Annotated in this window: 18 protein-coding genes; all 18 read left to right on the forward strand. The window is 69.4% G+C overall.

Going from position 1 to position 18365, the window contains the following annotated elements; all coding sequences use genetic code 11:
• Positions 1 to 131 precede the first annotated feature (131 nt).
• The 18 genes from pssA to VFR64_08240 all read left to right on the forward strand — a co-directional run bounded on the left by pssA (position 132) and on the right by VFR64_08240 (position 18355).
• Positions 132 to 926, forward strand: coding sequence for a CDP-diacylglycerol--serine O-phosphatidyltransferase (gene pssA, locus VFR64_08155; GenBank protein HET9489709.1), 795 nt, complete (start codon positions 132 to 134; stop codon positions 924 to 926).
• Position 927: 1 nt separating this feature from the next.
• The gene (locus VFR64_08160; GenBank protein ID HET9489710.1) at positions 928 to 2493 is read left to right on the forward strand and encodes a 2-isopropylmalate synthase; all 1566 of its coding nucleotides are present in this window, start codon (positions 928 to 930) and stop codon (positions 2491 to 2493) included.
• Positions 2493 to 3578, forward strand: a complete 1086-nt coding sequence (gene leuB, locus VFR64_08165) for a 3-isopropylmalate dehydrogenase (GenBank protein ID HET9489711.1) — start codon at positions 2493 to 2495, stop codon at positions 3576 to 3578. Before VFR64_08160 ends, leuB begins: the two co-directional genes overlap by 1 nt.
• Entirely contained in the window at positions 3578 to 4585 is a 1008-nt protein-coding gene (locus VFR64_08170; protein ID HET9489712.1) for an aspartate-semialdehyde dehydrogenase, read from the forward strand. Before leuB ends, VFR64_08170 begins: the two co-directional genes overlap by 1 nt.
• A gap of 181 nt (positions 4586 to 4766) precedes the next feature.
• Entirely contained in the window at positions 4767 to 5492 is a 726-nt protein-coding gene (truA, locus tag VFR64_08175) for a tRNA pseudouridine(38-40) synthase TruA (GenBank protein ID HET9489713.1), read from the forward strand.
• Between the two features lie 113 nt (positions 5493 to 5605).
• Positions 5606 to 6379 carry a formate dehydrogenase accessory sulfurtransferase FdhD gene (gene fdhD, locus VFR64_08180; GenBank protein HET9489714.1) on the forward strand — a complete coding sequence of 258 codons (774 nt, stop codon included), beginning with the start codon at positions 5606 to 5608 and terminating at the stop codon, positions 6377 to 6379.
• Complete coding sequence (locus VFR64_08185) at positions 6372 to 6719, forward strand: hypothetical protein (GenBank protein ID HET9489715.1); 348 nt, start codon at positions 6372 to 6374, stop codon at positions 6717 to 6719. Before fdhD ends, VFR64_08185 begins: the two co-directional genes overlap by 8 nt.
• 129 nt (positions 6720 to 6848) lie before the next feature.
• Positions 6849 to 7124, forward strand: a complete 276-nt coding sequence (locus tag VFR64_08190; GenBank protein HET9489716.1) for a hypothetical protein — start codon at positions 6849 to 6851, stop codon at positions 7122 to 7124.
• 64 nt (positions 7125 to 7188) lie between these two features.
• Positions 7189 to 10290 (forward strand): formate dehydrogenase-N subunit alpha, encoded by a 3102-nt coding sequence (gene fdnG, locus VFR64_08195; GenBank protein ID HET9489717.1) that lies wholly within the window; start codon positions 7189 to 7191, stop codon positions 10288 to 10290.
• A 2-nt stretch (positions 10291 to 10292) separates the two neighbouring features.
• Positions 10293 to 11066, forward strand: coding sequence for a 4Fe-4S dicluster domain-containing protein (locus VFR64_08200; protein ID HET9489718.1), 774 nt, complete (start codon positions 10293 to 10295; stop codon positions 11064 to 11066).
• Positions 11066 to 12004 (forward strand): NrfD/PsrC family molybdoenzyme membrane anchor subunit, encoded by a 939-nt coding sequence (gene nrfD, locus VFR64_08205; GenBank protein HET9489719.1) that lies wholly within the window; start codon positions 11066 to 11068, stop codon positions 12002 to 12004. Before VFR64_08200 ends, nrfD begins: the two co-directional genes overlap by 1 nt.
• A 70-nt stretch (positions 12005 to 12074) precedes the next feature.
• Positions 12075 to 12929: a formate dehydrogenase accessory protein FdhE gene (locus tag VFR64_08210; protein HET9489720.1), complete on the forward strand. Its 855-nt coding sequence runs from the start codon at positions 12075 to 12077 to the stop codon at positions 12927 to 12929.
• A gap of 72 nt (positions 12930 to 13001) precedes the next feature.
• Entirely contained in the window at positions 13002 to 13808 is an 807-nt protein-coding gene (gene ccsA, locus VFR64_08215; protein HET9489721.1) for a cytochrome c biogenesis protein CcsA, read from the forward strand.
• 36 nt (positions 13809 to 13844) lie between these two features.
• A complete protein-coding gene (hemA, locus tag VFR64_08220) occupies positions 13845 to 15149 on the forward strand; it encodes a glutamyl-tRNA reductase (protein ID HET9489722.1) in 1305 nt (434 codons plus the stop codon).
• The gene (hemC, locus tag VFR64_08225; protein ID HET9489723.1) at positions 15131 to 16084 is read left to right on the forward strand and encodes a hydroxymethylbilane synthase; all 954 of its coding nucleotides are present in this window, start codon (positions 15131 to 15133) and stop codon (positions 16082 to 16084) included. Before hemA ends, hemC begins: the two co-directional genes overlap by 19 nt.
• Positions 16081 to 16911: a uroporphyrinogen-III synthase gene (locus VFR64_08230; protein ID HET9489724.1), complete on the forward strand. Its 831-nt coding sequence runs from the start codon at positions 16081 to 16083 to the stop codon at positions 16909 to 16911. Before hemC ends, VFR64_08230 begins: the two co-directional genes overlap by 4 nt.
• The gene (gene hemB / locus VFR64_08235; GenBank protein HET9489725.1) at positions 16911 to 17891 is read left to right on the forward strand and encodes a porphobilinogen synthase; all 981 of its coding nucleotides are present in this window, start codon (positions 16911 to 16913) and stop codon (positions 17889 to 17891) included. The genes VFR64_08230 and hemB overlap by 1 nt, the downstream gene beginning before the upstream one ends.
• Before the next feature lie 32 nt (positions 17892 to 17923).
• A complete protein-coding gene (locus VFR64_08240; protein HET9489726.1) occupies positions 17924 to 18355 on the forward strand; it encodes an Rrf2 family transcriptional regulator in 432 nt (143 codons plus the stop codon).
• The last annotated feature ends 10 nt before the right edge of the window (positions 18356 to 18365 follow it).

Below are 18365 nucleotides of genomic sequence, written 5' to 3' on the forward strand. Positions count from 1 at the left end.
GCAGCCCACCCACGCCCCGTGCCGGGCACGCGGCCCCCGCTACAAATCAACAATCGGTCTAAGAGAACGCAGCCACGCGTGCCTAGAGCAGCCCACCCACGCCCCGTGCCGGGCACGCGGCCCCCGCTACAATGATCAGGCGCCCGGCAACGCGGGGGCCGCGGCGGCGGCGCTGGCAGGAGCTCCGGGAAAAGCGCCGGCACGGGATCTTCCTGCTCCCCAGCCTGCTCACCACGGGCAATCTCTTCTGCGGCTTCTTCTCGATGCTGCTGGCCGCCAACCAGCGCTACCCGGAGGCGGCGCTGGCCATCTTCGTGGCGATGGTGATGGACCTCCTGGATGGCCGCGTGGCCCGGCTCATGAAGGCCACCAGCCAGTTCGGCGTCGAGTTCGATTCGCTGGCCGACGTGGTCTCCTTCTGCGTGGCCCCGGCGTTCCTGCTCTACGCGGTGGCCCTGCGCGACCTGGGCCGCCCGGCCTGGTTCGGCGCCTTTCTGTTCGTGATCTGTGGCGCGCTCCGGCTGGCCCGCTTCAACGTGCAGACGGGCAGCGTGGATCGGCGCTTCTTCATAGGACTCAGCACGCCGGCCGCCGCGGGCCTGGTCGCCTCCGCCGTGCTGCTGGTGAACGACCGCGCGCTCGACGCGTGGGTCAAGGTGGCGCTGGCCGCCGGCACGTACGTGGTCGCGCTGCTCATGGTCTCCACGTTCCGTTACTGGAGCTTCAAGGAGATCGACATCGCCCGGCGCTACCCCGTGCGGAGCCTGCTCATCGTGGTGCTGGGGCTCATGATCGTGGCCACCAATTACGAGGTGTTCCTGTCCCTGCTCTTCGGCGGCTATGCCCTGTCGGGCCCGGTGCGGCGGCTGGTGCTCGGCCGCGCGGCTCCGCTGACCGGAGAGCTGGGGACCAACGAGGTGTCTTGAGATGGACCAGTCGACAGGACGGATGGACCGTGTGGTGATCTTCGATACGACGCTGCGAGACGGCGAGCAGGCGCCGGGCTTCTCCATGAACACCATGGAGAAGCTGGAGATGGCGCGCCAGCTCGCCCGGCTCAACGTGGACGTCATCGAAGCCGGGTTCCCCATCTCCTCGGAGGAGGACTTCGAGGCCACCAGGGAGGTCGCCCGCCAGGTGGGGACTCTGGAAGGCGCGCCGATCATCGGGGGGCTGAGCCGGGTCGGGCTGGCCGACATCGATCGCTGCTGGGAGGCCGTCAAGTACGCCCGGCGGGCCCGGATCCACACGTTCGTGGCCACGTCCGACATCCACCTGAAGTACAAGCTGCGGAAGTCGCGCGCCGAGGTCATGAAGGCCGCGGTGGAGGCCGTGCGCCACGCTCGCGGCTACTGCGACGACGTGGAGTTCTCCCCCGAGGACGCCTCCCGCTCGGACTTCGAGTACATGTGCGATGTCCTGTCGGCCGTCATCGGCGCCGGAGCCACCACGATCAACATCCCGGACACGGTGGGCTACGCCATCCCCCGGGAGTGGGGTGAGCGCATCGCGCGCATCCGCGAGCAGGTCGACGGAATCGATCGGGTGGTGTTGTCCGTCCACTGCCACAACGATCTCGGACAAGCCGTGGCCAACTCGCTGACCGCCATCATGAACGGGGCCCGGCAGGTCGAGTGCACCATCAACGGCATCGGCGAGCGCGCCGGCAACGCCTCGCTGGAAGAGATCGTGATGGCCCTGCGGACCCGCAAGGACTTCTTCGGGATCGACACGCGGGTGAAGACCGAGGAGATCTTCCGGACCTCGCGCCTGCTCAGCCACATCACCGGGGTCCACGTGCAGCCCAACAAGGCGATCGTCGGGGAGAACGCCTTCGCCCACGAGGCGGGGATCCACCAGGACGGCGTCCTCAAGGAGAAGCTCACCTACGAGATCATGCGCCCGGAGGACATCGGGCGGGCCTCCAACAAGCTGGTGCTGGGCAAGCACTCGGGGCGCCACGCGCTGGCCGCCCGGCTGAAGGACCTCGGCTTCGACCTGGCCGGGGCCGAGCTGGACCGGGCCTTCCGGGCCTTCAAGGACCTGGCCGATCGCAAGAAGGAAGTCTACGACGAAGACCTCGTGTCCATCGTCACCGACGAGGCCACCAAGCTTCCCGAGGCCTACGAGCTGGACTACCTGCACGTCATCAGCGGGACCGGCATCGTGCCTTCGGCCACCGTCCGGTTGCGCCGGGAGGGGCAGCTCTATCAGGACTCGGGCGTGGGCGACGGCCCCGTCGACGCGGCGCTGGCCGCCATCGACGCGATCACCGGAACCAAGGGGCGGCTGAACGACTACGCCCTCCGCGCCGCCACCTCCGGCAAGGACGCCATCGGCGAGGTGTCGGTGAAGGTGGATTTCGACGGCACCCTCGTGTCCGGCAAGGGGGCCTCCACCGACGTCGTGGAGGCCAGCGTGCGGGCGTACCTCAACGCCCTCAACCGCCTGGTGCACTCGAGCGCCCAGCGCATGAAAGACGTCGGTCCATAATGGCCACGTTCCGGATCGCCGTGCTGCCCGGTGACGGCATCGGCCAGGAGGTCGTCCCCCAGGCCGTGCGTGTGCTCCAGACCGTCGCCAAGGGGGCCGGTCTCGGGCTGGAGTTCCAGGAGGCCCTGATCGGCGGCGCCGCCATCGACGCGCGGGGCACGCCGTTGCCCGAGGACAGCCTGCGCCTGTGCCGGCAGGCTGGCGCCATCCTGTTCGGCGCGGTCGGCGGGCCGAAGTGGGACGGCCTGCCGCAGGAGCAGCGGGCCGAGCGGGGGCTGCTGGCCCTGCGCAAGGAGCTCGACCTCTACGCCAATCTGCGGCCGGCCCGTTGCTTCCCGATGCTGGTCGACGCCTCGCCGCTCAAGCCCTCGGTGGTGGCGGGGACCGACATCATGGTGATCAGGGAGCTCACCGGCGGGCTCTACTTCGGCGAGCCGCGCGGCGTGGAGGTGTTCGCCGACGGCAGCGCCCGCGGCGTCAACACCATGGTCTACACCACCCGGGAGATCGAGCGGGTCGCCCGGGTCGGCTTCGAGGTGGCCCGCAGGCGGCGCAAGCGGCTGGCCTCGGTGGACAAGGCCAACGTGCTGGCCGTGTCCACGCTCTGGCGGGAGGTGGTCACGCGTCTGGGCAAGGAGTTCCCCGACGTCGCTCTCGAGCACGTGCTGGTCGACAACTGCGCGATGGCCCTGGTCCAGCGGCCCACCCACTTCGACACGATCGTCACCGAGAACACCTTCGGCGATATTCTGTCGGACGAGGCGGCGGTCCTGGCCGGCTCGATGGGGATGCTGCCCTCGGCGTCGCTGGGCGGCGAGATCGGACTCTACGAGCCCGTGCACGGCACGGCGCCGGACATCGCGGGCCAGGGTGTGGCCAACCCGATCGCCGCGATTCTGTCGGCCGCCATGCTCCTGCGGCACTCGCTCGATCGGCCCGACGACGCCGACCGGGTCGAGGCCGCGGTCGTGCGGGTCCTCGAGCAGGGGCACCGCACTCGCGACATCGCGTCCCCGGGGGCGCGGGGCGTGGGCACGCGGGAGATGGGAGACCTCATCGTGAAAGAGCTGGAGGCGCAGTACTGATGGCCACGGGCCTGGCCATCGCCGTGGTCGGCGCTACCGGGGCCGCCGGGCAGACGACCTTGCGGGTGCTCGAGGAACGGAAGTTCCCCGTGCGGGAGCTGCGGTGCTTCGCCTCCGAGCGGTCGGTCGGCACGACGGTCACCTTTTGTGGTGAAGCCCTCGCCGTGCGGCGGGTGGAGGAACCGGCCTTCCGCGGCCTGGACCTCGTCTTCTGCTCGGCCGGCTCGGACCAGGCCAGAGAGTTCGTGCCCATGGTCCGCCGGGCCGGCGCCATCGTGATCGACAAGTCCAGCGCGTTCCGGATGGACCCCCAGGTCCCCCTCGTCGTTCCGGAGATCAACGGCCACGCGGCCCGACGCCACCAGGGGATCCTGGCCGTCCCCAACTGCACCACGATCATCACCGTGATGCCGCTGAAACCGCTGCACGACGTCGGGCGGCTGCGCCGGGTCGTGGCGACGAGCTTCCAGTCCGCCTCCGGAGCGGGCGTCCAGGGCCTGGAGGACCTCCGCCAGCAGACGCGGGCCTGGGCGCGCGGCGAGCCCATCGTGCCGCGGCACTTCGCGCACCAGCTCGCCTTCAACCTCATCCCGCACATCGACCGCTTCGGGCCGGACGGCTACACGGGCGAGGAACTGAAGCTCGTCAACGAGACGCGCAAGATCCTCGAGGCGCCGGACCTCCTCGTCTCGCCGACCACCGTCCGGGTGCCGGTGTTCACCTGCCACTCGGTCGCCGTCAACGCCGAGACCGAGGCGAAGGTGAGCGCCGACCAGGCGCGGGAGGCGCTCGCGCGCTTCCCCGGGCTCAAGGTCTGGGACGACCCGGCCGAGCAGCGCTACCCCATGCCGGTGCTGGTGGAAGGCCAGGACGAGTGCTGGGTGGGGCGGATCCGGGAAGACCTCTCGCACCCCCGCGGGCTCAACTTCTGGGTGGTGGGCGACCAGCTGCGCAAGGGCGCCGCCACCAACGCCGTGCAGATCGCCGAGCTGCTGCTCCGCACTTAGGACGGGCCGCGCCATCGGCCTCCGGCGCTTCTACCACCGCCGCTTCGGGTCGCACACGCGGTACCACGTGGCGGTGATCGTCAACGTCGTGCTGTTCGTGCTGGTGGCGGTCGTGTGGCTCGCCCTCGTGCCGCCGGGCGCGTCCCGGCGCTAAGCCCTTCGCATCGGGCCCCCGCGCGTCCTGCGTCTCGTCCTCGCCTATGACGGCACAGCCTACGCCGGCTGGCAGGTGCAGCCCGATGCCGTCACGGTGCAGGGCGCGTTGCTCCGGGCCGCGCGGCCGCTGCTGGGAGCCGACGTCCGCCTCACCGGGGCGAGCCGAACGGACGCTGGCGTCCACGCGCTGCGCCAGGTCGCGGCCGTGCGCACGGACTGCCGCCTGCCCCCCGCCGCCGTGCGCGGCGCCCTGAACGCCGGCCTGCCGGCCGACATCCGGGTAGTGGAGGTCGCCGACGTCGATCGCAGCTTCGATGCCCGTCGGTCTGCCACCGGCAAGCGCTACGCCTATCTGATCGACAACGGACCCGTGCCCAATCCTTTGCTCCTGCGGTACGCGTGGCACGTGCCGGCGCCACTGGACGTAGCGACCATGCGGCGGGCGCTGGCGCCGCTGCGGGGCCGCCACGACTTCTCGGCCTTCTGCGCGGCGGCCGGCCGGGCCGCGACGCCGATCTGCGTGGTGCGGGCGCTGCACGTGGTCCGCCGCCGCCGACGGCTGGCGCTGCTCGTGTCGGCGGACCGGTTCATCCACCACATGGTGCGCATCATCGTGGGTAGCGCGGTGGCGGTGGGACGCGGCGGACGGCCTCCGGAATGGGTAGCCGAGGTGCTGGCCGGTCGGGACCGCCGGCGCGCCGGGCCCACGGCGCCGGCGCACGGGCTCACGCTGCTGCGGGTGGTTTATTGAGTTGGAGGGGGGCACGCGACGCGCCCCCTCCAAACCTCCCCCATTCACGCGGGGAGCGACAAGCGTTGCCGCGGTAGAGCCGTTTTTCAGACATCCTGTTACACTCCTCAGGCATGCGGACGTACCTCAGGGTCCGCGGGGACCGCGCCGAGGAGATCAGCGGCGAGGTCGTCCGGGAGCAGCCTCTGACCGTCTACGTCAACGGCCAGCGCTTTCTCACCCTGCTCTGCACACCCATCGATCTGGAGGCGCTCGTGCTGGGCTACCTCTGGATGGAGAAGGTGATCGACGGTCTGGCCGACGTCAGGCAGCTGGAGGTCTCCTCGGTCGACGGCCGCGCCGAGGTCACCCTGGCCGGCCCCGTGACGCTGCCGACCGAGCGGATCCTCACGTCCGGCTGTGGCGGCGGCATCACGTTCCGCATCGACCATCGCCTCTTCCCTCGTCTGACCTCGACGGTCCGGATCCGTCCGGGCGAGCTGGTGGCCCGCATGAAGGAGCTGTTCGCGGCCGCCGTCCACTACCGAGCCTCGCGCGGCATCCATGGCGCGGGACTGACGGACGGTGAGCAACTGCTGATCGTCGCCGAGGACGTCGGGCGTCACAACGCGGTAGACAAGATCAAGGGCGAGGCGCTGCTGCGCGGCATCCCGACAGACGATCGGATCCTCCTGTCCACCGGGCGGATCTCCTCGGAGATGCTGCTCAAGGCCGCGCGGATGGGCGTGCCGATCGTCGCCTCCCGCACCTCCCCGACCGAGATGGCCGTGGGCCTGGCCGAGCAGCTCGGGATCACCGTGTGCGGCTACGTGCGCCCAGATGGCCTCAATCTCTACTCGGGAGAGGGACTCTGGCTGGCCGAGACGGCCCCGGCGCGCCGTGACTGAGCCCGCCGAGGCTCACGGGGGCGAAGGACGCAAGCACTGGCGCAGGCACAAGCGCCAGGACACCGGAGTGGTCCTGTTCGAGCGCGCCCGGGAGAGTCTGGGCGACCTCAGTCAGTGCAAGCCCCTCCTGTTCGAGCTGACACGGCTCTACAACCCGGTGGTCAACGGGCCCCTCGTCGACCGGGCCACCTACGCCCGGATTCTCGAGTCCCTGGAGGCCGGTCGGGTCGAGGAGGCCAGGCGACTCCTGGATGAGCGGTTCGCCCTGTACGCACCGGGCGAGGGCGGCGAGGCCGACCCCGACCGCTACCGCGGTGGCGCCGGGCCGTTCCACGTTTGATGGCGAGCACAAACTGGCATGATGACGGACAGGCTGGGGCCGGCAGGCCGCTTGACAACGCGGTCTGACCAACCGTAGAGTGCCGCCAACCCAGTCCTTACGCCCCTTCCCACGAGGAGGGATCCAAGGATGCCCAACAGTCTCACGGACTGGCTCCAGAAGAGCCGTCTCACCGTTGTTTCGGTCGACGCCACCCGGGGCCGCCTGAGAGTGCGCGGAGAGGCCGACCTGTGCTCGGAGCTGTCCTGCGGGGAGGGCACGTTGGTGGTGGCCAACGAGGGCGAGGGAAACCTCGAAGCCCTGAATCCCGGGGACATCATCAAGGTCGAGCCAAAGAGCGGTGGCGCCCAGACGATCACCGTGTTGCGCCGAGCCTGGGAAGAGATCGCCAGCCCCGAGGTCTGAGGCTATCCGTGCTTTGCCGGGACCGTCCTTAGCACCGACCCGGTCTCGCACAAGGAGCGTCGCCATGAGCCTGTCACGACGGGACTTCCTCAAGTACGGCGCCGGCGTCGCCGGCACGACCCTCGCCACGCAGGAAATCGACCTTCGCCCCGTGGAGGCTGCCGCGAGCTCGCTCCGGATCAAAGAGGCCAAGGTCTATCCCGGAGTCTGCCCGTACTGCGCCGTGGGATGCGCGCAGCTCATCTACGTCAAGGACAACAAAATCATCGACATCGAGGGCGATCCCGACGCGCCGCATACCGAGGGCGCGCTCTGTCCCAAAGGGTCGTCCACGTTCCAGGTGTCGGTCAACTCGAGTCGCCTCACGAAGTGCCTGTATCGCGCGCCAGGGAGCGATCGGTGGGAGGAGAAGCCGCTGGACTGGATGATGGACCAGATTGCCCAGCGGATCAAAAAGACCCGCGACGAGACGTTCGTCCAACGGGCTCGGGTGGGTGGCCGCAACCTCACGGTCAACCGCTGCGAAGGGATCGCCTGGATGGGCTCGTCGGTGCTCGATAACGAAGAGAACTACCTGATCGCCAAGCTTGCGCGGGGGTTGGGCATCGTCAATCTGGAGAACTCGGCGCGCATCTGTCACTCGGCCACGGTCCCGGCCCTGGGAGCGACCTTCGGGCGGGGCGCCATGACGACGAACCTGATCGACGTGAAGAACGCCGACGTGATCATGCCCACGTCCAACTGGGCCGAGTGCCATCCCGTGTCCTACAAGTGGGTCATGGAGGCCAAGGCGCGGGGAGCCAAGGTCATTCACGTCGACCCCCGCTTCACCCGCACCTCGGCGACAGCCGACATCTGGGTGCCCATCCGCTCGGGCACCAATATCGTCTTCTTCGGCGGCCTCATTCGCTACGCCATCGAGACCAAGAAGTACTTCCACGACTACGTCGTTGCCTACACCAATGCCTCTCTGCTGCTGGATCCGAGCTTCAAGACGCCCGCCGACCTCGAAGGTCTCTTCAGCGGGCTCGAAAAGACGGGCAAGAGCGGCACGGATCCGCACAGCAGCTACCGCTACGACCGGAGCACCTGGCGCTTCCAGCTCGATGCCGACGGCTATCCAAAGAAAGATCCCACGCTACGCGATCCGAACTGCGTCTTCCAGCACCTGCGCAAGCACTACGACCGCTACACCCCGGAGATGGTCGAGCGGGTGTGCGGCATTTCCAAGGATCTGTTCCTGCAGGTCGCCGACACCTTCTGCTCGGCCTCGGGACCCGACAAGACGGGGACGATCTCCTACGCGCTCCAGCTCAACCAGTCCACCAACGGTGTCCAGCAGATTCGCTCGCTCTGCATGCTCCAGATGGTTCTCGGCAACATCGGACGTCCGGGGGGTGGGGTCGTCGCCCTTCGTGGCCACTCGAACGTGCAGGGAGCCACGGACATGGCGACCCTGTATCACATCCTGCCCGGTTACCTGGCCCCGCCGCTGCAGGCGATCCACCCGACGCTGACCGACTACCTGGAGCGGGAGACGCCGAAGGGCGGGTACTGGGTCAACAAGCCCAAGTTCTTCATCAGCCTGCTGAAGGCCTGGTGGGGCGACGCGGCCACGAAGGACAACGACTTCGCCTACGAGTACCTGCCGAAGCGGGAGAAGGCCGACGCCTACTCCCACCAGCATTTCCTGGTCGGCATGCTGAACAAGCAGGTCAAGGGCTTCATCGTCATGGGCCAGAACCCCGGGGTGGACAGCCCGAACGCGAAGATGGCCCGGACGGCACTCCGCAATCTCGAGTGGATGGCGGTGGTCGACCTGTTCGAGACGGAGACCGCGACGGTGTGGAAAGAGCCCGGGCTCGATCCCAAGACCGTGCAGACCGAGGTGTTCTTCATCCCCGGAGCGCCTGCCGCCGAGAAGGACGGCTCCCTGACGAACACGATGCGGCTGCTGCAGTGGCACCTGAGGGCGGTGGAGCCGCCGGGCGAGGCGCGTTCGGATGCGGCCTTCATCGTGGAACTGGGGGACCGGGTAAAGGCGCTCTACAAGGGCTCCACGGCCGCCAAGGACCGGCCGGTCCTCGACCTGGTCTGGGACTACGAGGTTCAGGGGGCTAAGAAAGAGCCCAACATGGAGCATGTCCTCAAGGAGGTCAACGGCTACGCCACCGCCGACATCACCGAGGCCGACGGCAAGCCGCTGTACAAGAAGGGTCAACCGGTCAAGACCTTCGCCCACCTGCGCGACGACGGCTCGACCGCGTGCGGCAACTGGATCTGCACCGGGGTCTACCCCGAGGAGGGCAAGAACCTGGCGCTGCGCCGCGAGAAGCCCAAGGAAGGCGACTACCTCGCCCACGAGTGGGGCTTCGTATGGCCGGCCAACCGCCGCATCCTCTACAACCGCGCGTCGGCCGACCCTCGCGGCCGGCCCTGGAGCGAGAAGAAGAAGCTCATCTGGTGGGACGCCAAGCAGAAGAAGTGGGTCGGCCTGGACGTGCCCGACTTCAGCCCGGTCATGGCCCCGAACGCGCCGCGGGCCAAGGAGGGGCCGCTCAAGGGCATCAGCGGGACCGACGCCTTCATCATGACCGGCCACGGTCTGGGACAGTTCTTCGCGGCCCTCAACGACGGCCCCTTCCCCGAACACTACGAACCGTTCGAGTCGCCGACGAAGAATCTATTATCCAAGGTGCAGAACAACCCCGTGGCCAAGTACTGGGACATCGGCGATCTCAACAAGCTGGGCACGCCCGACAAGTATCCCTACATCCTCACCACCTACCGGCTGACCGAGCACCATGCCGCCGGCATGTCGCGACACGTCCCATGGCTCAGCGAGCTCTTCTTCGGGCACTTCGCTGAGGTCAATCCCGAGATGGCCAAGGAGCTGGGGATCCAGAACGGCGACATGATCACGGTGGAGAGCCCTCGGGCGACGATTCACACACGCGCGCTCGTCACCGAACGCATCAAGCCGTTCGTCATCGATGGCAAGAAGGTCTACCAGGTGGGTATCCCGTGGCACTGGGGGTACCAGGGGGTCATGAAATCCGCCCGCGGGGACATCACCAACGACCTGGTGGCGAGCCTGGGCGACCCGACCACCTACATACAGGAATCCAAGGCGCTGCTCTGCAACGTCCGAAAGGGGGTGGCATAGCCATGGCTCGCACGCTGGCGATGTTCACGGATATCTCGCTGTGCATCGGCTGCCGCGCCTGTCAGGTCGCCTGCAAGCAATGGAACCAGCTGGCGCCCGAGGAGCCGGAGTGGACGGGGACCTATCAGAACCACCACGACTTCACGGACAAGAGCTACCGCCTGGTGCGCTTTTTCGAGCAGCCGGACGGCAAGGGCAGCCTGACCTGGCACCTGATGTCCGACGTTTGCAAGCACTGCGCTCAGGCCGGCTGCCTGGAGGCCTGTCCCACCGGCGCCATCTACCGGACCGAATACGGGACGGTCAACATCAACCAGGACATCTGCAACGGCTGCCGGTACTGCGTGTCGGCCTGCCCCTTCGGGGTCGTCGCCTTCAACGAGGAGACCGGCACGGCCAACAAGTGCACATTCTGCAACGACCGCATCCACAACGGCCTCGGCCCTGCCTGCGCGAAGGCCTGCCCGACGGCCTCGATCAAGTTCGGCTATCGTGACGAGTTGGCCACCACGGCCCGCAAGCGGGTCGAGGAGCTGCGCAAGATGGGATTCAACGAGGCCCAGCTCTACGGTGAGGACCAGAGCGGCGCCCTGGGCGGGCTCAACGCCTTCTTCCTGCTGCTGGGCAAGCCTTCCATCTACGGCCTGCCCGAGAACCCGAAGCTGCCCCAGCGCAACGTCGTCGTCGACTCGTTGCTCGCGATCGGCTCGGCCGTCCTGATCGGGCTGGGGGCCGTCATGACCTTCCGCAATCGCGGCGGGACAGGAGGAGCCTGATGGAACCTGGACTGCTGAAGAGTGCGGACTGGCCGCTGGTGATTGATCTCTACTTCTTCCTCGGCGGCATCGCCGGGGGGGCCTTCGTCCTCGCCACTGTCGCGGCTTTCGTGGATGAGCGGCGCTTCCGCGATCTCATGCGCGTGGGCTACTACGTCGCCTTCCTCGCCGCCCTCCCCGCGCCGATCCTCCTGATCGTCGACCTCGGGCTGCCCAGCCGCTTCCTGCACATGCTCGTGGTGAGCAAGCCAAACACGGACATCGGCATGAACGCCATCACCGTGGGGCCGCTTCACCTCAAGCTCCTGTCGCCCATGAGCGTGGGCGCCTGGGGCCTACTGATCTTCGGAATCTGCGCGTTCCTGGCCGCCCTGATGGTGTACTTGGAGGACCGGGGCAAGCGGCGGTTCGGTATCTCTCGGGCGATCGTGGGCATCGTCGGGAGCATTTTCGGCTTCTTTCTCGCCGCGTACCCCGGGGTCCTGCTGGGGGCCACGGCCCGGCCGCTGTTCATCAGCTCCCACTGGCTCGGCGCGCTGTTCCTGGCCGTGGGCGCCGCCACCGGGGCCGCCGCCATCGCGCTGCTTATGAGCATTCTCGGCAGGCAGAACCGCGAGGCCCTGGCCCGTCTCATGAACTTCACGGCGTTCGCGCTCGTCGTCGAGGCGGCCCTGCTCGTTCTGTTCGCTATTAGCGTGTGGATGAGCGGGTCGGCCGGCATCAGGGCGGCGCTCGGTCAGCTCCTGGCCGGTACCGACAGCGTGCTGTTCTGGCTCGCCGTCGTCATCGGCCTCGTGATCCCCCTGGGCATGGTGTTGGGCGGGGTGCTCCGGAATGCCAACCCCGGCTTGGCCGCCCTCATCTCGATCCTCGTCCTCGTCGGCGGGTTCGGCGTCAAGTACGTGCTCATCGCGGCGGGGCAGCGAGTCCTCTCGTAGTCTCGGTGCCGTCGGCGTCCACGGCGAGGGGCCCTCGTTCTCGGGGCCCCTGCTATCAGGTCTGGCCGGGATGAGCTACACCCAGCTCATCCGGGAGTGGGAGGAGCTCCTCGCTCGGCGTCCCAGCTTTCATGGCGCGCTCCAGGGCTATGGCGAGATCCTGGCCGCCTGGAGCCGGTGGCCGGCCAGCGGGGTACTGAGGCTTGGGTGGAGCGTCGCCGAGTGCCAGGACCGTTGGGCCCGGGGCGTGCCTCTGCTGGTGGAGACGAGCCCGGCCCTGGACGCCGAAGCGCTCGAGCCGCTGCTGGCTCCCGGCCTCGATCTCCTGGCGATGGTCGGCGTGGATGAGGCTGCGCTACAAGCCTTCGCGCAGGCGTGGGACCGCGGTGAGGTGACGCCGGCGTCGTTGTTGCCGGGTAGGGGCATAACCGGTGCCGCCCTGGTGGCCGAGGCGTGGGCATTTCTGGGGTATAGCGGGCTGAGGCCTGTGCTCGAGCACTACTTCGCCGATTGTCGACCGCACCTTGCCGAGAGGATGTGGCAGCGCGGGGTGTGCCCGTTCTGCGGGAGCGCCCCCGGGTTCACGGACATTCTCGAAAACGGTGGCCGCCACCTCCTGTGCCACTTTTGCGGAGGGGGTTGGACCTTTCCCCGCCTCCGCTGCCCGTCGTGCGACACGGTCGACAGCAAACAATTCGTGAAGTTCCAGGGCGAGGACAAGGAGGAAGGCTACCTCATCAGCGCCTGCCGCGCCTGCCAGGTCTACCTCAAGGAGCTCGATCGGCGGGTCCGGTGGAATGCCGGCTCGGCGCTCGTCGAGGACTGGGGCTCGCCCCACCTCGACGTGTTCGCGCATCGCTCGGGGTATCGGCGTGAGGTGCCCACGCTCATCGAGCTGGAGCAGGTCGCGCGCTCGGGTTCCTGACCCGCGCCCGGCCACCGCCGCCGAAATATCCGCATCGGAATTGTGGTAAACTCCAGCAACCTGGAGCCTGTCATGTCGGGTCTTCTGAGCCTCGCGGTCATTGCGTATGTCTGCGCGACGGGACTCGCCCTTGCCTACCTGATCCAGCGTGAGGAGCTCATCTACCGGATCGGCGCCGTCGTCACGCTGGGCGGCTGGGTCCTGCACGGGCTGGCCCTGGCCAGCGTGGGGCTGCAGACGGGGCGGCCCCCGGTCGGCACCATCGCCGATGCCATCTCGGTTGCCGCCTGGGTGGCCGTGGGGCTCATGATGTGGGTCGAGCGGACGTACGGCCTCAGGGTGCTGAGCGCCTTCGTCTTGCCCGTGGTGCTGATGCTGAGCCTGTCGTCGGTGACGCGCGCGCTGGGTCTCGGGCCGATCGACCGGGCCCTGTCGAGCGCCTGGCTCACCGTCCACATCGCGCTCGCTCTCGTGGGCATCGCCGCCTTCGTCCTCAACTTCGCCGGCGCCATCATGTATCTGCTCCAGGAGCGCCAGCTCAAAGGCAAGCGACCGGGCGCCGTCTACTACCGCCTGCCCTCGCTCGCCACGCTGGATCGTCTGTCCTACCGGACCCTCGCCTACGGCTTCCCCTTTCTCACCATCGCCATCATCCTGGGCAGCTTGTCGGCGAGCGCGGCCTGGGGCAGTTTCTTCGCCTTCGACCCACTGGCGATGCTGTCGTTCGTGGCATGGGCCATCTACGCGGCGACGCTGGCGGGCAGGACCGCCGCCGGCTGGCACGGCCGCCGCGCCGCCTACTTCTCGGTCATCGGCTTCGCCGCGCTCGTGCTGACGCTGGGGGCGGGCCTCTTCCTGCCCGGCCGGCACGGCTCCTGACATGCGAGGCCGAGGGGCGGACGGGCAGGAAGGCGCATGACACTGTTCGCCTGCGGGCTCAACCATCGGACGGCGCCGGTCGAGGTGCGTGAGCAGCTCGCCGTCGAGGACGACAAGCTCCGGGAGCTCCTGCACGACATCCAGGCCACGGGCGCCGTCGCCGAGATGGTGATCCTGTCGACGTGCAATCGCGTGGAAGTCTACGGGGTGGCCGACGTTCCCGGCGAGGGACGCTCGGCCGCGTTCGGACACCTGTGCCGCCACCGCGGCGTGGCCCTGGCCGGGCTCGAGCCGTATGTCTACACGCACCTCGAACGGGACGCCATCCGGCACGTCTTCCGGGTGGCGGCCAGCCTGGATTCCATGATGGTGGGCGAGACCCAGATCCTGGGACAGGTGAAGGACGCCTTCGCGCTCGCCCAGACGTGCGAGACCGTCGGCCCCACGCTGCACTCGCTGTTCACGCAGGCGTTCGCCGTGGCCAAGCGGGTGCGGACCGAGACGGACATCGGCCGGCACGCGGTGTCGATCTCGTTCGCCGCCGTGGAGCTGGCCAAGAAGATCTTCGACGGCCTGCGCGGGCGGGCGGTGCTTCTCCTGGGCGCCGGCAAGATGGGCGAGCTGGCGGCCCGGCAGCTCGTGGAGCACGGCGCCTTTCCCATCTACGTGGTGAACCGGACGTGGGCGCGGGCCCAGGAGCTGGCCCGCTCGCTGGCCGGCAACGCCGTGCCGTTCGCCGAGCTGGCCACCGCCCTGGGCGCCGTCGACATCGTCATCACCTCCACGGGCGCGGCGATGCCCCTGGTGAGTCGTTCCATGGTCGCTCAGGTGATGCAGGCGCGCGGTCCCCGTCCGCTGTTCTTCATCGACATCGCGGTCCCCCGCGACGTGGAGCCGTCGGTGGGCGAGCTGGCGGGCGTGTACTGCTACGACATCGACGATCTCCGTCAGGTGATCGAGGCCAACTTGCGCGAGCGCGCCCGCGAGGCCGAGCGCGCCGAGGCGCTCATCGAACGCGAGGTCGCCAAGTTCCTGCTCCGGCTGGGCGACGCCGAAATCATTCCCACCATCGTCTCGCTGCGGGAGCGCCTGGAGGCCATCCGCGCAGGGGAAGTGCGCAAGGCGCTGGCCCGCCTCCCCGATGCGCCGCCCGACACCCGAGAGGCGATGGAAGCCCTGTCCCAGGCCATCGTCAACAAGATCCTGCACGCCCCGATCACCAAGCTCCGCGAGTCGTCGCGCGCCGGTGCCGGCCGCTCCTGGATGCAGCTCGTGCACGAGCTCTTCGGCCTGGGGGGCCGCGGCGACAAGGCGGAGGGAGGATGGCGGCCGCGCGCCTGAAGCGAGCCCGGCTGGGAACGCGGGGCAGCGCGTTGGCGCTGGCCCAGGCCGACAGCGTGGCCACGGCGCTGCGCCGCCTGGGCCAGGACGTCGAGATCGTCCCCATCAAGACCGAAGGCGACCGGCTGTTCGGCGCGCGGCTGGCCGACGTGGGCGGCAAGGGGCTGTTCGTCCGCGAGATCGAACAGGCGCTGGCGGACGGGGCGATCGACCTCGCCGTGCACAGCCTCAAGGATCTCCCCGCCGAGCAGCCGGCCGGGCTGGAGCTCGCCGCGTTTCCGCCGCGCGAGGACCCCAGGGACGTCCTGCTCACACGGGCCGGGGGCGGGTTCGAGACCTTGCCGAACGGCGCGCGCCTGGGCACGTCGAGCCTCCGCCGGCGCGCACTGGCCCTGGCCCTGCGCCCGGACCTCGCGGTGACCGCCATCCGGGGTAACGTGGACACCCGCTTGCGGAAGCTCGCCGAGGACGCGTGCGATGCGCTCGTCGTCGCCGCGGCCGGGCTGGCCCGACTCGGCGCCCGTCCGCCGCATGCCTGTCCGCTGGCGCCGGAGGTCTTCGTGCCCGCCGTCGGGCAGGGGATCCTGGGCGTCCAGGTTCGTCGTGACGACTCCGAGACAGGGCGTCTGGTCCGGACGCTGGACGACGCCGCCACCCGGGCGTGCGGCCTCGCCGAGCGCGCGTACCTGCGCCGGCTGGGAGCCTCCTGCACGACGCCGATCGCCGGCTACGCGGTCCTCGAGCCGGATCGGGCAGGCGCCCGTCTGCACATGAGGGCGCTGGTCGCCAGCGAGGACGGCCGGCGCGTCCTGCGCGCGGAAGCGGCGGGCGTGCCCGACGACGCCGAAGGCCTGGGCCGCGGCCTCGCCGAGGCGCTCCTCGATCAAGGGGCGGCGGCGGTGGCGTTGCTCGACCCCGGACGGAGGGTGTCGTGACCCCCCGGGCTCTCGCCGGGCGAACCGTCGTGGTGACGCGGGCCGCCGACCAGGCGTCCGGGTTCGTGGAGCTCCTCGAGGGGGCCGGGGCCCGGGTGCTCGAGGCGCCGACCATCGCCATCGAGCCTCCGGTGTCCTGGGGGCCGCTCGATCGGGCTCTGGATGAGCTGGCGACGTTCACGTGGGCGGTGTTTACGAGCGTGAACGGCGTCGCCATGGTGGGCCGCCGCCTGGAGGAGCGCGGCCTGGACTGGAGCGGTTTCGCCCGACTGCGGGTGGCCGCGATCGGCCCCGCCACGGCCGAAGCCCTGATCGAGCGCGGTCTGCGACCCGCGGCCGTACCCGAGGAGTATCGCGCCGAGGCGCTGGCGCAACGGTTGCGGTCCCACATCGGCGCCGAAGACCGCGTCTTGCTGGCGCGGGCGGCGCAGGCGCGCGAGGTGCTGGCGCGGGAGCTGGCGGCACTGGGGGCGGCAGTGGTCGAGGTGCCTGCGTATACTACGCGACGGGTGGAGGTCGGCACCGGACCCTTGCGCGAGGCGCTGGCGGCCAGGACGGTGGACGTGGTCACGTTCACGAGCTCGTCGACGGCGCGCAACTTCGCCGAGCTGTTCACCGTGGAGGAACGGCAGGCCTGGCTCGACGGTGTCACCATCGCCTGCATCGGTCCTATCACGGCGGCCACCGCGGCCGAGTACGGCCTGCCCACCCACGTGATGCCGCGGCAGTACACGATCGCCGCACTGGCCGGCGCGATCGACGAGCATTTCGCCCGCGCGCGGCGGCCCTCGGGGTCGGAGCCACGCGCGGACAGGAGGAGTCAGTGATGGGACAGGGGATGTTTCGCCCGCGCCGCCTGAGAGAGAAACCGCTGCTGCGCACGCTGGTGCGCGAGACGCGGCTGGCGGTGGACGACCTGGTCTACCCGGCCTTCGTCATCCACGGTCGCGGGGTGCGCGAGCCGATCGCCTCGATGCCGGGACAGAGCCGGCTGTCCATCGACGAGCTGTTGAAGGAGGCCAAGGACGTGGCGGCCATGGGGATCCCGGCCCTGCTCCTGTTCGGCCTGCCCGCCCACAAGGACCCGCGCGGCTCGGAAGCCTACGCCGACGACGGCATCGTGCAGCAGGCGATCCGGGCGGTGAAGGACACCGTGCCCGACCTGCTGGTCGTCACCGACGTCTGTCTCTGTCAGTACACGAGCCACGGCCATTGCGGGATCGTCGAGAACGGGACGGTGCGCAACGATCCCTCCCTGGAGCTGCTGGCGCGTGTGGCCGTCTCTCATGCCGACGCGGGCGCGGACGTGGTGGCGCCTTCGGACATGATGGACGGACGGGTCGGGGCCATCCGCGAGGCCCTGGACGAGGCCGACTACGCGGAGACGCCGATCATGGCCTACTCGGCCAAGTACGCCTCGGCGTTCTACGGCCCCTTCCGGGAGGCGGCCGAGTCCGCGCCGCAATTCGGCGACCGTCGCGCGTACCAGATGGACCCGGCCAACGCCGCCGAGGCCATGCGGGAGATCGCCCTGGACCTGGACGAGGGGGCCGACATCATCATGGTGAAGCCGGCGCTCCCCTACCTCGACGTGATCTCGCGGGCGCGGTCGGAGTTCGGGGTGCCGCTGGCCGCCTACTCGGTGTCGGGGGAGTACGCCATGATCAAGGCGGCCGGACAGCTCGGGTGGCTGGACGAGGAGCTCGCCATGATGGAGGCGGTCACGGCGATCCGGCGCGCCGGGGCCGACATCGTCATCACCTACTTCGCCAAGGAGGTCGCCCGCCGGCTGGAGCGGGCGCGCTGAGGGAGGCCCCGGCCATCACCACCCGCCTGCGCATCTCGGCGAAGGGCGAGTACGCCATCAAGGCGGTGCTCGACCTGGCCGTGCATCATGGCCGAGGGTTGATTCCGATCCAGGAGATCGCCGCGCGGCAGCGCATCCCTCAGCGCTATCTGGAGCAGGTGCTCCTGGCCCTCAAGCGCGCGGGGCTGCTCACCTCCCGGCGGGGCGCCGCCGGCGGCTATCTGCTCACCCGGCTGCCCGAGGACATCACCGTGGGCGCCGTCTTGCGGGCGGTCGAGGGGGAGCGCGCCCCCTTCGACACGACGGGGCCGGGCCGCGCCGGACGCGACGGCCATGGCCTGGCCGAGCTCTGGGAAGAGATCGCGGACGCGGTCTGCCACGTGGTGGATCGGCTCAATTTCGGCGACCTGGCGTCGCGCGCCCGCGCGCAGGCGGCGGCGGCGCGGCCCATGTACCACATCTGACGGGCCGCGC

It is taken from the genome of Candidatus Methylomirabilota bacterium (genome assembly GCA_035709005.1).
Taxonomy (GTDB): domain Bacteria; phylum Methylomirabilota; class Methylomirabilia; order Rokubacteriales; family CSP1-6; genus 40CM-4-69-5.

What these genes read in the sequence shown, in the direction of transcription:
- ccsA (HET9489721.1), top strand. Translation starts at nt 13,002, where the DNA reads ATGTCGGGTCTTCTGAGCCTCGCGGTCATTGCGTATGTCTGCGCGACG.
- fdnG (HET9489717.1), top strand. Translation starts at nt 7,189, where the DNA reads ATGAGCCTGTCACGACGGGACTTCCTCAAGTACGGCGCCGGCGTCGCC.
- hemB (HET9489725.1), top strand. Translation starts at nt 16,911, where the DNA reads ATGGGACAGGGGATGTTTCGCCCGCGCCGCCTGAGAGAGAAACCGCTG.
- leuB (HET9489711.1), top strand. Translation starts at nt 2,493, where the DNA reads ATGGCCACGTTCCGGATCGCCGTGCTGCCCGGTGACGGCATCGGCCAG.
- hemA (HET9489722.1), top strand. Translation starts at nt 13,845, where the DNA reads ATGACACTGTTCGCCTGCGGGCTCAACCATCGGACGGCGCCGGTCGAG.
- VFR64_08190 (HET9489716.1), top strand. Translation starts at nt 6,849, where the DNA reads ATGCCCAACAGTCTCACGGACTGGCTCCAGAAGAGCCGTCTCACCGTT.
- fdhD (HET9489714.1), top strand. Translation starts at nt 5,606, where the DNA reads ATGCGGACGTACCTCAGGGTCCGCGGGGACCGCGCCGAGGAGATCAGC.
- VFR64_08200 (HET9489718.1), top strand. Translation starts at nt 10,293, where the DNA reads ATGGCTCGCACGCTGGCGATGTTCACGGATATCTCGCTGTGCATCGGC.
- pssA (HET9489709.1), top strand. Translation starts at nt 132, where the DNA reads ATGATCAGGCGCCCGGCAACGCGGGGGCCGCGGCGGCGGCGCTGGCAG.
- nrfD (HET9489719.1), top strand. Translation starts at nt 11,066, where the DNA reads ATGGAACCTGGACTGCTGAAGAGTGCGGACTGGCCGCTGGTGATTGAT.
- VFR64_08170 (HET9489712.1), top strand. Translation starts at nt 3,578, where the DNA reads ATGGCCACGGGCCTGGCCATCGCCGTGGTCGGCGCTACCGGGGCCGCC.
- VFR64_08160 (HET9489710.1), top strand. Translation starts at nt 928, where the DNA reads ATGGACCAGTCGACAGGACGGATGGACCGTGTGGTGATCTTCGATACG.
- hemC (HET9489723.1), top strand. Translation starts at nt 15,131, where the DNA reads ATGGCGGCCGCGCGCCTGAAGCGAGCCCGGCTGGGAACGCGGGGCAGC.
- VFR64_08210 (HET9489720.1), top strand. Translation starts at nt 12,075, where the DNA reads ATGAGCTACACCCAGCTCATCCGGGAGTGGGAGGAGCTCCTCGCTCGG.